Annotated in this window: 14 protein-coding genes; 5 read left to right on the top strand and 9 right to left on the bottom strand. The window is 72.8% G+C overall.

Annotation, left to right across the window (positions count from 1 at the left end):
• Positions 1-55 precede the first annotated feature (55 nt).
• Entirely contained in the window at positions 56-898 is an 843-nt protein-coding gene (locus ABZ714_RS08010; protein WP_358824301.1) for a DUF3558 domain-containing protein, read from the bottom strand.
• 146 nt (positions 899-1,044) lie between these two features.
• Entirely contained in the window at positions 1,045-1,989 is a 945-nt protein-coding gene (locus ABZ714_RS08015; protein WP_358824302.1) for a DUF3558 domain-containing protein, read from the bottom strand.
• A gap of 278 nt (positions 1,990-2,267) precedes the next feature.
• Between ABZ714_RS08015 and ABZ714_RS08020 the strand changes: the two genes are divergently transcribed.
• Both ABZ714_RS08020 and ABZ714_RS08025 read left to right on the top strand, forming a co-directional pair.
• The gene (locus ABZ714_RS08020; protein WP_358824303.1) at positions 2,268-3,473 is read left to right on the top strand and encodes an RtcB family protein; all 1,206 of its coding nucleotides are present in this window, start codon (positions 2,268-2,270) and stop codon (positions 3,471-3,473) included.
• Positions 3,474-3,584: 111 nt separating this feature from the next.
• Positions 3,585-3,791, top strand: a complete 207-nt coding sequence (locus ABZ714_RS08025; RefSeq protein ID WP_358824304.1) for a hypothetical protein — start codon at positions 3,585-3,587, stop codon at positions 3,789-3,791.
• Between the two features lie 23 nt (positions 3,792-3,814).
• Here ABZ714_RS08025 and ABZ714_RS08030 read toward each other — a convergent pair whose 3' ends face one another.
• The 5 genes from ABZ714_RS08030 to ABZ714_RS08050 all read right to left on the bottom strand — a co-directional run bounded on the left by ABZ714_RS08030 (position 3,815) and on the right by ABZ714_RS08050 (position 7,555).
• A complete protein-coding gene (locus ABZ714_RS08030; protein ID WP_358824305.1) occupies positions 3,815-4,612 on the bottom strand; it encodes an SDR family oxidoreductase in 798 nt (265 codons plus the stop codon).
• 85 nt (positions 4,613-4,697) lie between these two features.
• Positions 4,698-5,036 carry a YnfA family protein gene (locus ABZ714_RS08035; RefSeq protein WP_358824306.1) on the bottom strand — a complete coding sequence of 113 codons (339 nt, stop codon included), beginning with the start codon at positions 5,034-5,036 and terminating at the stop codon, positions 4,698-4,700.
• Between the two features lie 111 nt (positions 5,037-5,147).
• On the bottom strand, positions 5,148-5,894 hold the full coding sequence (locus ABZ714_RS08040; RefSeq protein ID WP_358824307.1) for a Mut7-C RNAse domain-containing protein: 747 nt from the start codon (positions 5,892-5,894) through the stop codon (positions 5,148-5,150).
• A 91-nt stretch (positions 5,895-5,985) separates the two neighbouring features.
• The gene (locus tag ABZ714_RS08045) at positions 5,986-6,558 is read right to left on the bottom strand and encodes a GNAT family N-acetyltransferase (protein WP_358824308.1); all 573 of its coding nucleotides are present in this window, start codon (positions 6,556-6,558) and stop codon (positions 5,986-5,988) included.
• Between the two features lie 79 nt (positions 6,559-6,637).
• Entirely contained in the window at positions 6,638-7,555 is a 918-nt protein-coding gene (locus ABZ714_RS08050; RefSeq protein ID WP_358824309.1) for an NAD(P)-binding domain-containing protein, read from the bottom strand.
• 161 nt (positions 7,556-7,716) lie between these two features.
• On the opposite strand from ABZ714_RS08050, the gene ABZ714_RS08055 reads away from it, so the two are divergent.
• Complete coding sequence (locus tag ABZ714_RS08055) at positions 7,717-8,766, top strand: helix-turn-helix domain-containing protein (RefSeq protein WP_358824310.1); 1,050 nt, start codon at positions 7,717-7,719, stop codon at positions 8,764-8,766.
• A 559-nt stretch (positions 8,767-9,325) separates the two neighbouring features.
• Here ABZ714_RS08055 and ABZ714_RS08060 read toward each other — a convergent pair.
• The gene (locus ABZ714_RS08060) at positions 9,326-11,275 is read right to left on the bottom strand and encodes a protein kinase (protein ID WP_358824311.1); all 1,950 of its coding nucleotides are present in this window, start codon (positions 11,273-11,275) and stop codon (positions 9,326-9,328) included.
• A 317-nt stretch (positions 11,276-11,592) separates the two neighbouring features.
• Positions 11,593-12,213 carry a hypothetical protein gene (locus tag ABZ714_RS08065; RefSeq protein WP_358824439.1) on the bottom strand — a complete coding sequence of 207 codons (621 nt, stop codon included), beginning with the start codon at positions 12,211-12,213 and terminating at the stop codon, positions 11,593-11,595.
• A 284-nt stretch (positions 12,214-12,497) separates the two neighbouring features.
• On the opposite strand from ABZ714_RS08065, the gene hemL reads away from it, so the two are divergent.
• The gene (gene hemL / locus ABZ714_RS08070) at positions 12,498-13,814 is read left to right on the top strand and encodes a glutamate-1-semialdehyde 2,1-aminomutase (protein WP_358824312.1); all 1,317 of its coding nucleotides are present in this window, start codon (positions 12,498-12,500) and stop codon (positions 13,812-13,814) included.
• A gap of 59 nt (positions 13,815-13,873) precedes the next feature.
• A complete protein-coding gene (locus ABZ714_RS08075; RefSeq protein WP_358824440.1) occupies positions 13,874-14,578 on the top strand; it encodes a histidine phosphatase family protein in 705 nt (234 codons plus the stop codon).
• Positions 14,579-14,728 lie beyond the last annotated feature (150 nt).

Genomic DNA, 14,728 nt, shown 5'->3' on the forward strand with positions numbered 1-14,728 from the left:
GGGGGGAGGCACGGGCTCCGGGGCGCGGGGTGACCGCGCGGTAGCTTGCGGGGTGTCAGCTCCCGGCCGTCGCGGGCTTCTTGCTCGCGTCCGGCGATCCGCCGCCCGACGGCTTGGTCGCGGCGCCCTTCTCATTGGCCTTGCCGACCGAGGCCACGGCCTCCTTCGCGGCCTTCACCGCGTCCTTGGTGACCTCCTCGACCGAGGGGGAATCGGCGCCCGCCATGCCCGCGCCGTTGTACGTCAGGGTCACCACGACATTGTCGATCCGGGAGACGATCGTCGTATAGGCGAAGTCGGCGTCGACCTTGCGCAGGGTGTACGTCACGGACGTCGCCTCGTCACCGATACCGGTGGCCGCGGCCGTCTTCACGTTCTTCGCGCCCTCCACGGCCTTGGCCTTGGTGACTTCCTTGCCGTAGTTCTCCCGGGCGCGCTGCTCGCCGCTGGCCTTCAGCGCCTCCTCGGAGTCGTACCGCAGCAGGGAGACGTCCAGCCAGCGGTACTGCGTGCCCTTCAGGCCGTTGTCGTCGCTGCCCTTCCAGTGGCAGTTGGCGCGGGCCTGGGCGTCGGACGACTTCCCGGCCGTGCCGCCCTTGGGCGACGCGCCGGGCACCAGGTCGCCCACCGAGGACGAGCCGATCGCGGAGCAGGCGCTCGGCAGCTTGGCGTAGGTCGCGGGGGCGACGGTGTCCTCCGCCGGCTTCCCCGGGTCGGCGCCGCTGCCCTCGGAACCCCCGCCGCCCTCGGCGGAGGCCGAAGCGGAACTCCCGGCCTTCTCCTTCTTCTTGTCCTCGTCACCGCCGCCGGAGTCCGACGAGCAGCCGGCGACGGCGAGCATCAGCGGGAGGGCCGCGCAGGCGAGTATGCGGGACAGTCGCGGGGCTGATCGGTGCATGGTTCCTTCAGTCGTCGGTCGTACGGTCGCGCCCCGGCTCCGGCGGTCGGACCCGGGTCCTGCCACGCCACCGTACGCGGATCGAGCCGTGCGGTGGGCGGCCTGTGGAAGACCGGCGGCCCCGGCGGACCGGGGCGCGCCGGGCGTCACTCGCTGAACTTCCGCACCAGGTCACGGGCCACGCTCTGGGCCTTGTCCTGCAGTTCCTTGCCGTCCGGCGGCTCGGCGGCGACGCCGGACTGCTCCACGTACACGACCGTGACGATGACATTGGATGTGCGGAACACCACGCTCACGGTGCGGCGCTGGGCGTTGGCGCCGGTACCGCGCGGGCTGGTCACGTCGTTCAGGAACGCGGCGTCGCCGAGGTCGTCGAGGACCCGGGGGTCGAGCGGCTCCTCCTCGCCGGTCCCGTCGCCTTCCCCGCCGTCCTCGGAGCCGGAACCGGCCGACGGGCCGGAGGAGGACGCCGGCGGACTCGCGGTCTGCGGGCCGGTACCGGTGCTGGCCGGTGTGCCCGCCGCCTGATTCGTTCCGCTCGTCGCGTTGGTACCGCCGGTCTCGCCGTTCGTGCCGTTCGTGCCGTTTGTTGCGGTTTCGCCGTTCTCGCCCGGCACCTTCAGCGGTACCCCGGCCGCCGTCTGCTTCCCCTCGAAGACCTTCTGTGCCTGGGCGTCGTCGCTGACCGCCGCGTCGTACGAGACGACCCGCTCGAAGTCGAGGCTGACGGCCCGCGAGGAGTCCGGGGTCTTCGCGTTCCAGGAGCAGCCGACCCGGCGGTCGGTGTCGTACGTGCCCAGGGGCTTGCCCCGGAGCGCCTTGGCCAGCGCCTCGTCCGAGAGCTCGACCAGCCCCGGCAGCAGGTCCTTGAGGGTGGAGTCGCCGAGGGAGCCGCACGGTTCGAGGAGGGTGCGGTACTTCCCGGGCGCGGCGGGTACGACGGAGCCGCCGCCCGCCTTGGAGCTGACGGCGCCCGTGGTGGTCCCCTCACCCCCCGTGCAGGCGGTGGCGAGGGCGGCGAGCCCCGCGGCGGCCGCGACCGTGCGGCCGAGTCTGCCGGAGATGCCGGAGGCATACGTCCTGCGTCGCACGGTCCCGGACCCCTTTCGAACTGATCTGGCTTCGTCCCCGGTGGTTTGCCGGGAAAAGCTGTTGCCGCCCCGTGGCGGCCGGTGGACACAATGTCTATCGCACACGAAGCCCGCCGGGCACACGGCCTTGGTGCCGATCCGCCGGACTTTCACCGACTTCTTCCGTCATCCACCGGGTTCCGCCGCTTGCCGCCGCGTTCCCGCACGGGCGGGGGCGCCGGTTTCGCGTTTGACTGGTCTTGAGGATATTCCGGGGGACGGGGAAAAGGGGGAGACATATGTCGTACACGGAGATTCAGGGGGAGAAGGTTCCCATCCGCATGTGGGCGGATCCGGCGGGTGTCGAGGACGTCGCCATGGCGCAGCTGCGCAATGTGGCCACGCTGCCCTGGATCAAGGGGCTCGCGGTGATGCCCGACGTCCACTTCGGCAAGGGTGCCACGGTGGGCTCGGTGATCGCGATGAAGGACGCGGTCTGCCCGGCGGCGGTCGGGGTCGACATCGGCTGCGGGATGACCGCGGTGAAGTCGTCGCTGACCGCGAACGACCTGCCCGGCGATCTCTCCGGGCTCCGCTCCCGGATCGAGGCGGCGATCCCGGTCGGCCGCGGGATGCACGGCGAGCCGGTCGACACCGGCCGGGTGTACGGCTTCGGGAACACCGTCTCCCCGGCGGGCTGGGACGACTTCTGGGACCGGTTCGACCTGGTCGCCGACGAGGTGAAGTTCCGCCGTGAGCGGGCGCTCCAGCAGATGGGCACGCTCGGCTCGGGCAACCACTTCGTCGAGGTCTGCCTGGACGAGGACGGCGCGGTCTGGCTGATGCTGCACTCCGGCTCCCGCAACATCGGCAAGGAACTCGCCGACCATCACATCGGGATCGCCCGTGACCTGGAGCACAACCAGGGCCTGGTCGACCGCGATCTCGCCGTCTTCCTCGCCGAGACCCCGGAGATGTCGGCGTACCGGAACGATCTGTTCTGGGCGCAGGAGTACGCCAAGTACAACCGCGCGGTCATGATGGGCCTGCTCCAGGAGGTCCTCCGGGGCCAGTTCCGCAAGGCGCGGGTCACCTTCGGCGAGGTCATCTCCTGCCACCACAACTATGTCGCGGAGGAGCGGTACGACGGGATGGATCTGCTGGTCACCCGTAAGGGCGCGATCCGCGCGGGCTCCGGCGACTACGGCATCATCCCCGGCTCCATGGGCACCGGCTCGTACATCGTCCGCGGTCTCGGCAACGAGAAGTCCTTCAACTCGGCCTCCCACGGCGCGGGCCGCCGGATGAGCCGTAACGCGGCGAAGAAGCGCTTCTCCACCCAGGATCTGGAGGAGCAGACCCGGGGCGTCGAATGCCGCAAGGACAGCGGAGTGGTCGACGAGATCCCCGGCGCCTACAAGCCGATCGAGCAGGTCATCCAGGCCCAGACGGACCTGGTCGAGGTGGTGGCGAAGCTGAAGCAGGTCGTCTGTGTGAAGGGCTGAGCCGGACGCCACCGGGCGTACCGCGAGCCGGAGACTCGGCTGTCCGTACCGGTTCTGCCGGTCCTCCGGGCCGACTTGGAGCATCGCGGGATCGCGGAGCGCATCGGAGGCTTGGAAGCCGTGCACATGGTCGATCTGGACTGTCCGGCCGTGCTCGCGGTCGCCCGTATGCATGATGAGGGCGTGCCGCTCGGGGTGGCCGCCGCGGCTCACGCGGCCCGTCATCTGCCCGAGTGGGGGACGGACGGGTTGGTGGCCACCGCGGCGCCCGAGGAGTACGGGTCCCCGGGGGTTCCCGTACTCGATCCCAACCGCTGACCGTCGCCCGGGCGGCCCGGCGGTCAGGGTTCGCGGTGGATCTTGGTGTTGGACGCCTGGGCGCGGGGGCGGACCACCAGGAGGTCGATATTGACGTGGGAGGGGCGGGTGACCGCCCAGGTCACGGTGTCGGCGACGTCGTCGGCGGTCAGCGGGGCCGCGACGCCCGCGTAGACCCGGGCCGCCTTCTCCGTGTCGCCCCGGAAGCGGGTGGTGGCGAACTCGTCCGTGCGGACCATGCCGGGGGCGATCTCGATCACCCGGACCGGGGTGCCGACGATCTCCAGCCGGAGCGTTTCGGCGAGTACGTGCTCCGCGTGCTTGGCGGCGACATAGCCCGCGCCGCCCTCGTAGGTGCCGTGGCCCGCGGTGGAGGTCACCACGACCACCGTGCCGTCGCCGCTCGCCGTGAGGGCGGGCAGCAGCGCCTGGGTGACATGGAGCGTGCCGAGCACATTGACCTCGTACATCCATCGCCAGTCGGCCGGGTCACCGGTGGCGACCGGGTCCGCGCCGAGCGCGCCGCCCGCGTTGTTGACGAGGACGTCGCAGCGGTCGAGACCGGCCGCGAAGGCGTCCACGGCCGCGCGGTCGGTGATGTCGAGGGGGTGGGCCGTCGCCCGGTGCCCGGCGGCGGTCAGTTCGGCGGCCAGCTCCGCGATCCGGTCCGCGCGGCGCGCGGTCAGCACGGTGTGGAAGCCCTCGGCGGCCAGCCGGCGCGCGGTCGCGGCCCCGATTCCCCCGCTGGCGCCGGTGACCACGGCGACGGGCACGGCGGCGGGGAAGTCGGCGGCGGGGGAGACGGGATCGGGGGTCGGCACGGCGGGGCTCCTCGGGCAGTCGGATACGGTTTGCGCGGTCCGCGCGGGCGGGCTGGGTCCGGGGCGGGCTCCGGGGAGCCGGGCGTCAGGCGCTGCCCCGGGGCGCGTACATGATCACTGCCATGCCCGCGAGACAGATCAGCGCGCCCGTCACGTCCCAGCGGTCCGGGCGGTAGCCGTCGGCGACCATGCCCCAGGCGATGGAGCCCGCGACGAAGATCCCGCCGTACGCGGCGAGGATCCGGCCGAACTCGGCGTCCGGCTGGAGCGTGGCGAAGAAGCCGTACAGCCCGAGGGCGACCACCCCCGCGCCGATCCAGATCCAGCCCCGGTGCTCGCGCACCCCCTGCCAGACCAGCCAGGCGCCCCCGATCTCGAAGAGGGCGGCGACGGCGAACAGCAGGACGGAACGGGCTACGAGCATGGCCACAGCGTGCCACGCGGTACCGGACAGGACGCGCAGGGGCCGGGCGCAGGGCTGCGGGCCGGTCCGCGGCCGGTCCGCGGCCGGTCGGGGCCGGGGCTCAGGGGCAGGTCAGAGCCGGGCGCCGGGGGCGCCGGGGCCGAACTCCGCGACCGCCGCGTCCACGATCCCGACCAGCCGGGCGTGGTGCGCGCCGCGCCAGTAGACCCGGGAGCAGACCGAGCACCGCGCGAAGACGTCGTACGTCTGCCGTGTCCCGTGCTCCAGCTGATCACCGACCGAGTCCTTGTCGGCGTCCACCAGCGGGCCGTTGCAGGCCGTACAGCGGGTCCAGGGGGCCAGCTCGGGCGCGAACCGGCCGAGGACGTCCCGGACCTGGTCGTCGGGCCGGTCGCTGTAGACGAACGCCCCCGCCCACAGCTCGCGCCGCCGCAGCAGCCCCCGGTCCCGGGAGAGCAGCACCCGGCGTTCCTTCGCGGAGAGCGCCGCCAGCGCCGGATCCCCGATGTCCTCGCTCTCGTACGCCGCGTCCACGCCCAGCAGCCGCAGTCGCCGGGCGAGCGTCCCCAGATGGACATCGAGCAGAAACCTCAGGGGCGCGCCGGGTACCGGCTGCGGGCGCTCATGGCCCAGGACGTCGACCCGCTCGCCCTCCGCCGGGATGTGCGAGACGGGGACCGTACGGCCGTCGACCACCAGCCGTCCGGCCTCCGTCAGCGGTACGCCCAGCGATTCGACGACATGTCCGAGGGTGGAGGTGCCGTCGGTCACCAGCTCCGCACGGCCGTCGCGGTACGCCGACGGGACGAAGAGCCGCAGCTCGGGGGCGACGCTGAGATGGATACAGGGTCCGTTCACGCCGCCAGGATGTCACCAGGGGCGGGGCCGGGGCACGCGAGTTCCGCCCCCGCCCCACGGACGCCCCCGGGCGAACTCCCGCTGCGCGCCCCTACTCCCCGCCGCGCAGATCGAACCGCCACTCGTTCGACCGGATCGGATTCCCCGGCGGATACTCGATCCCGACCTCGCACCGCAGCTCGAACCCCGTCTTCCGGCAGACCGCGTTCGACGCGCCGTTCGTCACCTTGGGGTACGCGTACAGATAGCGGTGCCGACCCGCCTCCCGGGCCGCCGCTATCACCTCCCGGATCGCCGCCGCCGCGATCCCCCGGCCCTGGAACGCCGTGAGGACCCCCCACCCCGCCTCGTACGCCTCCAGCTCGTCCGAGACCGATGTCTGCTCCCAGTAGCCGACGGACCCGACCCGCTCACCGGTCCCGGCGATCACGATCGCGTACATCCGGCTCCGCTCGGCGGGCCCGGCGCTCACCGCCACATAGCGCCGGTGCCGGTCCAGCACCTTCTCCTCGGTCTCCGGGCCGCCCAGCTCGGTCATCAGCTCCGGCGCGTTGGCCGCCCGGAGCAGATCGAGATCACCCTCCGACCACGGCACGAGCCGGATCCCGGTCCCGTCCCCGGTCTCCGTACCCCTGATCTCCCCGGTCCCCTGTTCCGTCTCCATGAAGGCAGGCTAGAACGAGGGTCTGACATCCGCCCCCGATCCGTCGGGCCGGCCGGGTCCGTCGGGCCGGCCGGGGCCGTCACCCCTCCCGGTCACCCTTCCGCAGGACCTCGATCACGCTGCCGTAACTGTCCTGCCCGTGCCCGGCCGCCGCGGTCTCCGCCATCACCGTCCGCAGCAGCTTCGGCAGCCGGTCGTCCACGCCCCGGGCCGCCGACGCGTGCAGCCAGTGGTCCACCACCGCGAGTTGTACGTCGACGGTGGCGTCGTCGCCCGGATAGGCGCCCGCGTCCACCTGGCCCGCGTACCGCCGGACGAAGTTGTTGACCGTGCCCAGCCAGCGGATCGCGACCTCGGTGAAGTCCACGGCCGGGGTGCCCTCGGCGCCGACGGTCGCCGCGCCGTGCAGCCAGCCGGTCATGGTGGACCACATCAGCCCGAGCAGGCTGATGTCGTAGAGGGCGGCGAGTCCGGGCTCCGTACCGAGGTACAGCGGGTCGCCGAGCGCCTTCAGTACGGGCTCGTGGGCGTCGAACACCGCCCGGTCGCCGCTGTACAGGAACATCACTTCCGGGGTCCCCACCCCGGGCGGCGTCGTCATGATCGCCCCGCCCAGGTAGTCGACCCCGTGCTGCCCCGCCCATGCCACGGCCTCGTTCGCCTGCTCGGGCGTCGCCGTCGTCAGATTGACCAGCGCGCGCCCCTTCAGCGCGTCGAGCGCCGGGCCGCCCGCCGGGCCGAGCGCCTCGAAGAGCGCCGGATGGTCCAGGACGACCGCGATCACCAGCTCGCCGGCGGCCACCGCCTCCTCGACCGAACCGGCGAGCACGGCGCCCCGCTCGACGAGCGGCGCGGCCTTCTCCGGGGTGCGGTTCCACACCGTCGTCGGATGGCCCGCCGCGAGCAGGGCCCCGGCGATCGCCGACCCCATCTGGCCGAGGCCGAGTACGGTCACGGCGGGTCGCGCGTCCGGGTTCTCCCCACTACTGGCGGACATCTCGATTCCCCTTTCATACGGCCTATGAGCTGCGGTTTCGCAGCCCGTCGAGCAGCCGTGTCCCACTTTCGCGGGCCGTCGCGCCCGCCGACAGTGACCGGGGTGACGGCCGTCGCCAAATTCCTGCCAGCCGCCGCCGGAACTCGCATAGCCTCGAACGCATGAGCGCTGGTTCCGTCGCCGTCGTGGTCCCCGAGGTCTTCGGCGTACCGTCCTGGGATCTTTACGAACTGAGCATCCCGTGCACCGTCTTCGGTAAGCCGCAGCCCGATCTCGCCGACCCCTGGTACGAGCTGAGACTCTGCGGAACCGGTGAGTCCGCCGCGTCCGGTCCAGCCGCCCCGGCCCTCGGGGAGGCGGGCGCCGACGCCGGTTTCCAGATCCGTACCGCCTACGGGCTCGACGGACTGACCGGCGCCGAGACGGTCATCGTCCCCTCCGTCCCCGACGCCTGTGTCGACGGCGACCAGCCCGTCTCCCCGGCCCTGATCGAGGCCCTGCGCGCGGCGCACGAGGCCGGGGCGCGGGTGGTCTCCCTCTGCAACGGCGCCTTCGCGCTCGCCGCCGCCGGACTGCTGGACGGCCGCCGGGCGACCTGCCACTGGATGCACACCGCCCGGCTGGCCGAGCTCCACCCCCGGGTGGAGGTCGACGACTCGGTGCTCTACGTGGACGACGGCGACGTCCTGACCAGCGCCGGGCTCGCGGCCGGACTGGACCTCTGCCTCCATCTCGTCCGCCGCGACCTGGGCGCCCGGATCGCCAACCAGCTCGCCCGCCGGATGGTGGTCCCGGCCCACCGCCCCGGCGGCCAGGCCCAGTTCATCGACCTTCCCCTGCCGCCGGAGGACGACGAGGGTCTCGCCCCGGTCCTCGACTGGGTGCGGGAGAATCTGGACCGCCCGCTGACCGTCGCCGAGATGGCGCGCCGGGCGTCGATGAGCCAACGGACCTTCTACCGGCGGCTCCAGGCGGCCACCGGCAGCACTCCCCTCCAGTGGCTGCTGGCCCAGCGGCTGGGCCGGGCCCGGGTCCTGCTGGAATCCACCGATCTGCCGGTGGAGAAGGTCGGCGAACTCAGCGGACTGGGGACGGCGAACAATCTCCGCCATCACTTCCTGCGCCATGTCGGGGTGACCCCGGGGGACTACCGGCGGGCGTTTCCCCGGGCGACCCGCCCCGCGTTCGCCCCGGTACCGGCGGGCGGCTGACGGCACCCGCGTGGCCGGTGTGACGCGCGAACGGGCGCCCCGGCTCGTGCCGTACGCCCGCCGGGGTGTCCCATGGGCCGGGCTGGTCCGTCGCAATGCCAAACCGGCATAGCGAGAAGCCCCCGGATTCATCCGGGGGAGAAGTGCGCGGGCGGTGCCCCCGCCGAGGTGGCTCGATCCTCCGCCCTGCGATCCACGGCACCAGACCCCGCTCACCATCCCGGCCTGATCCGAAAGAAAGACCCTGGCCGTCGCGGACGCGGTCGCCCACGGCCCGTACCGGGCCCGGACCGGGATCGCGGGCCCGCGCACCGACGACCTCCGCTTCCTGGCCGCCCGATGGCGCGCCCTGACCCGCCGCCGGACCGCGATCGCCCCGCTGCCGCTGTTCGGCCGGACCTCCCGCGCCCTCAGTACCGGCGTCCTGACCTCGAACGACGCGCCTCTGCGCGGGACGACGACCTTCGACCAGTGGCTGACCGCCCGGCACTCGTGACCGGAGCGGCCCAGCCCCGTACATCCGGATTCCGTTTCCCGGCGTGGAACCCCGTATGCGCGGTCAGTCCGCCGATCCGCCGGTCCAGTCGGGCAGCGGTGACGGCTTCTGGAGGAGCTTGTCCGTGTAGGTGCCGTCGGTCAGCGACAGCCGCAGGACCTCCCGGTCCGAGAAGACCCAGTACTCGCCCTTGCGGCCGGGAACGCTCAACGCGGCGTCGATACCGGAGCGGAACGCGTCGAACGCGCCGATCGTCTCGGTCCAGTCGGCCAGCGGGGTCGGGCCCTTGAGGACCTTTCCGCGGGGGCCGTCGCCGGTCAGTTCGGTCCGGAGATAGCGGTCGCCCGCGAAGACCCAGAACTCGGCGGGCTCGTCCGGGGTGGGCATCACCGCGTCGATTCCGTCGAGGAAGCCCGGCTCGTTCCCGAAGGCGCCGGCCCAGTCCGTGATCGGCTTCGGGCCCGTGACCAGTTGGTCCGAGTACCGCCCGTCGTCGGAGATCCGGATCCGGATGTACTGCCGGTCCGAGAAGACCCAGTGCTGGTCGCGGGAGCCGGGGACGCGGAACGAGGCGTCGATGCCGTTCCGGAAGCCCGGCAGTTTTCCGAGGGTGTTCTCCCAACTCGCGAGGGACGACGACACCCCGGTCAGCGGCTCCCACGCGACCGGGCCGGAGGCGTCGGTCCGGACCCGGAGGTACTGGTTGCCGGAGAACAGCCAGTGGCTGGTCGGATCGTGCGGACCGGTACCGGCCGGGACCGGCATCACGGCCTGGACCGGGGCCGAGCCGCCGTCCCGGGGCGGTGGTGGGGGCGGCGGACCTCCGCCCGGTGGGGGCGGTGGTGGAGGCTGGTGCGTGCCGGACCCCGGCGGCCCGGCCGCCGAGGGGCTGCTGCCGTTTTGGCCCAGCAGGAAGCCCGCGACCGTGCCCGTGACGCCGAGTACGGCCAGTACGGCGATCACCGTGAGCGGGAGGGCGGCCCGGCCCAACCGTTCCCGGCCCGACCGTTCCCGGCCCAACCGTTCTTGGCCCGACCGCTCCCGGCGCGGCCCGCCTGCCGCTGCCCGCGCCCGCGCGACCGCCCGTACCGCTGCCGCGACCGGGCCCCGGCGGGCGGCCGGGTCCGGGTCCGAGGGGCGGCCCGGCGGATCGGGCGGCCCGGTCCGGTCCGGCAGCTTCGAGACGGCGGTGGGAAGCGCCCCGGCCAACGCCCTCAGCGCGTCGGTCGTTTCCGGGGCCGTCGGCCGGTCGGCCGGGTCCTTCTCCAGCAGGGCCGCCAGCAGCGGCTTCAGCGGACCCGCCCGTTCCGGGATATGGGGCCGCTCGTGCGCCACCGCGTGCAGTACGGCCGCGGCCTCGGGCCTGGCGAACGGCGAATGGCCGGTGAAGAGCGCGCAGAGCGTGCAGCCGAGGGCGAACAGATCGCTCGGCGGCCCCGCCTGCCCGCCGGTCAGCCGCTCCGGCGCGAGAAACGGCAGGGTGCCCATCAGCGCGCCCGACGCGGTGAGCGGCTCGGTGTCGGCCAGCTCCGCGATGCCGAAATCGCAGAGGACGACCCCGCCGTCGGCGCGGAGCAGCACATTGGCGGGTTTGACGTCCCGGTGCAGCACCCCGGCGGCGTGTCCGGCGTCGAGCCCGGCGACGAGCTGGAGGCCGATCGAGGCGACCCGGGACGGCGGCAAGGGGCCCGTGTCGAGGGAGTGTTCCGCCAGCGACGGCCCGTCGACCAACTCCATCACCAGCCACAACCGGTCGTCGTGGTGGACGAGGTCGTAGATGTCGATGACATGGGGGTGGGAGATCTGGGCGATCGCGCGCGCCTCGCGCGTGACTCTTCGCAGCCGGGTGTCGAGCCGTTCCCCCGCCATGTGGAGGGGCACTTCCTTGACGGCCACCGTGCGTTTCAGTACCCGGTCGGTCGCGCGCCATACGGTTCCCATGCCGCCGCTGCCGAGGCGGGCGACCAGCAGATACCGGTCGGCGATCAGTGGCTGTGCACCGTCGTGGTTCACGCGTGCACGGTACTGCACGGTACGGCCGGGCCGGAGGGATCCGGGGGAGGGCCGGGGGGCGCGGGTTCGATGCCGTACGCCGCCGGTTCCGTACGCGCCGGTTCCGCGCGCCGTCGGCCCGGTACGCGCCGCCGGTTTCCGTACGCGCCACCACTCACCCGAACGAGCGCCGTACGCGCCGCCCGCCACGGGTCATCACCGGATCAGAAGGTCGAAGAAGTCAAAGGGGTCATATGATCGGAAGAGGGGCGCACAGGCCGAAGGGGGGCCGTACGAGCCGAAGACGGCGGAAGTGGGACAGGGGGGCCGGGGAGGGGTCAGGGCCAGACCAGACAGTACGGCTGGTGTCCCGCCTCGTGCAGCCGGTGGCTGAAGTCCTGCCACTCGTGCAGCAGTTGATAGACGTTGAACGCGTCGCGCGGGCCGCCCCGGTCCGGGACCGTGGACCAGATGAAGGCCGCCGCGCCCACGGACTCCTCGCCGACGCCCCGCAGCGGGTCGACGACGGTCATCGGCAGCTTGACGACGGCGTAGTCGGGGTGGAGGACGACCAGCTCCAGCGGGGGGACCTTGTGGAGGGGCATGCCTTCTATACCCGTGAGCACCATCGCGGCTATCGTCTCGGGCTTGATCTTGGTGAAGAGGCCGCCCATGCCCAGTTCGTCCCCGCCCAGCTCCTCGGGGCGCATCGAGATCGGGACGCGGGCCGCCGTCGCGCCGTCGGGGGCACCGAAGTACTTGTACGTGACCCCCACGCGGGCGCTCCTGCCTGACATGGCGCCCGCGTCGAAGGCGTTCGCACGTGCGTTCGTATCGGCATGCGCGGCCGGGTCGGGGTGCCGCGCGTCGCCCGCGCCACCGCGTCGGTGCCTGCCCCGTCCGGCGGGCTCGGGACCCAGGTCGCCGGTCCCCTCGCCCAGTCCGCCACCGCGATACATATCTCCACCCGACCACTCGCCGGCCCCGCCGTGCAACCCGATCATCGTGACAGTTGCCTCCCCCGCGGGCGAACGGTGAAACACCTGTCCGCGAGGAACGGCAGGGGCCTCTGACACCATGGATTCCATGAGTCTTCCCTGTGTGGCCCCAGTTTCGCAGATGCGGGGCGGCTGACGCCGTTTCGTAATACGAGGAGTACACCCTCCGCGCTCATCCGTGGCCGAGATCAACCGTCCGACGGGCCCCCGGCCGCCCCCACCCTCGAATCGCAGATCAGGACAGAGTGGCCAAAGTGTCGTATCCATACGAAGCCCCAGTCTCCCAGGCGCTGTTCGACCGCGCCTCCGCCGTCACGCCCGGCGGTGTCAACTCCCCGGTGCGCGCCTTCCGGGCCGTGGGCGGTACGCCCCGGTTCATGGTGTCCGGGTCCGGCCCGTATCTGACCGACGCCGACGGCCGGGAGTACGTCGACCTGGTCTGCTCCTGGGGACCGATGATTCTCGGCCACTCGCACCCCGAGGTGCTGGCGGCCGTCCAGGCCGCCGTGGCCCGGGGTACGTCCTTCGGCACGCCGGGGGAGGGCGAGGTCGCGCTCGCCGAGGAGATCGTGGCCCGGATCGCCCCCGTCGAGCAGGTCCGGCTGGTCTCCTCCGGGACCGAGGCGACCATGTCCGCGATCCGGCTGGCCCGGGGCTTCACCGGCCGGGCCAAGGTGATCAAGTTCGCGGGCTGCTACCACGGGCACGTCGACGCGCTGCTGGCCGCAGCCGGGTCCGGGGTGGCCACCTTCGGGCTGCCGGACACCCCGGGGGTCACCGGCGCCCAGGCCGGGGAGACGGTGGTGCTGCCGTACAACGACCTCGAAGCCGTCCGGGCCGCCTTCGCCGCCCACCCCGGCGAGATCGCCTGTGTGATCACCGAGGCGTCCCCGGGCAACATGGGCGTCGTCCCGCCGCTGCCCGGCTTCAACCAGGGACTGAAGGACCTCTGCCGCGAGCACGGCGCGCTGTTCGTCTCGGACGAGGTCATGACCGGCTTCCGGACCAGCCGGGCGGGCTGGTACGGGGTCGAGGGCGTCACCCCCGATCTGATGACCTTCGGCAAGGTCATGGGCGGTGGCTTCCCGGCCGCCGCGTTCGGCGGACGGGCCGATGTGATGGGCCACCTCGCCCCCGCCGGGCCCGTCTACCAGGCGGGCACCCTTTCCGGTAACCCCGTCGCCACCGCCGCCGGGCTGGCCCAGCTCCGGCTGCTGGACGACGCCGCGTACGAGAAGGTCGACGCGGTCTCCGCCGAGATCCGGGGCCTGGTCGCCGACGCCCTCACCAAGGAGGGCGTGGCCCACCGGCTCCAGACCGCGAGCAATATGTTCTCCGTCTTCTTCACCCCGGACGAGGTGCGGAACTACGAGGACGCCAAGCGGCAGGAAGCCTTCCGCTTCAATGCCTTCTTCCACGCGATGCTCGCGGCCGGGGTCTACCTCCCGCCGTCCGCCTTCGAGTCCTGGTTCGTCTCCACCGCCCACGACGAGCGGGCCGTCGAGCGGATCGCCGCCGCGCTGCCCGCCGCCGCCCGCGCCGCCGCAGAGGCGACGGCATGAGCGCGCACGACGACGGCACGGGCGCCCGGGACCGGGAGACGAGCGTGCCGGACCCTGGAATGGAGCGGGGCGGGGGCGCGGGACGCGGCGGTACGGAGCGGACCGTCGTCCACGTGCTGCGGCACGGCGAGGTCCACAACCCCGACGGCATCCTCTACGGCCGCCGTCCCGGCTACCACCTCTCCGAGCTGGGCCGCCAAATGGCCGACAAGGTCGCCGACTCCCTCGCCGGGCGCGACATCACCTGTGTCGTCTCCTCCCCGCTGGAGCGCGCCCGGGAGACCGCCGCGCCGGTCGCCGCGAGCCACGGTCTGGCCGTGGCCATCGACGACCGGCTGATCGAGGCCGGGAACGTCTTCGAGGGCAAGACCTTCGGCGTCGGCGACGGCGCCCTGCGCAAGCCCGGCAACTGGCGTCATCTGACGAACCCCTTCCGGCCGTCCTGGGGCGAGCCCTATGTCGACCAGGTCATCCGCATGATGGGCGCCCTGGACACCGCCCGGGACGCGGCCCGGGGCCACGAGGCGGTCTGCGTCAGCCATCAGCTGCCGATCTGGATCCTCCGCAGCTATGTGGAGCACCGGCGGCTCTGGCACGACCCGCGCCGCCGCCAGTGCACCCTCGCGTCGCTGACCTCGTTCACCTACGAGGGCGACCGGATCGTCTCGGTCGCCTACACGGAACCGGCGCTCGATCTGGTCCCGGAGCATCTGCGGGCCGGGGCCAAGCCGGTGAAGGGGAAGTCGAAGGCGTTCGGCGCGTAGCCGCCGCGGGCGCCGACGCGCCGACGCGCGGGTGGGCGTGTGGGCGGGTGCGGCTTGGTGCCGATGGCCGGGCGGTACGCGCCCCGGGCCCGTACGGGAGGCCGGGGCGCGTACCGCCGTACCGCCGCCGTACCGCCGTACCGCCGTACC

The organism is Streptomyces sp. NPDC006798, from assembly GCF_040635975.1.
Lineage (GTDB): Bacteria > Actinomycetota > Actinomycetes > Streptomycetales > Streptomycetaceae > Streptomyces.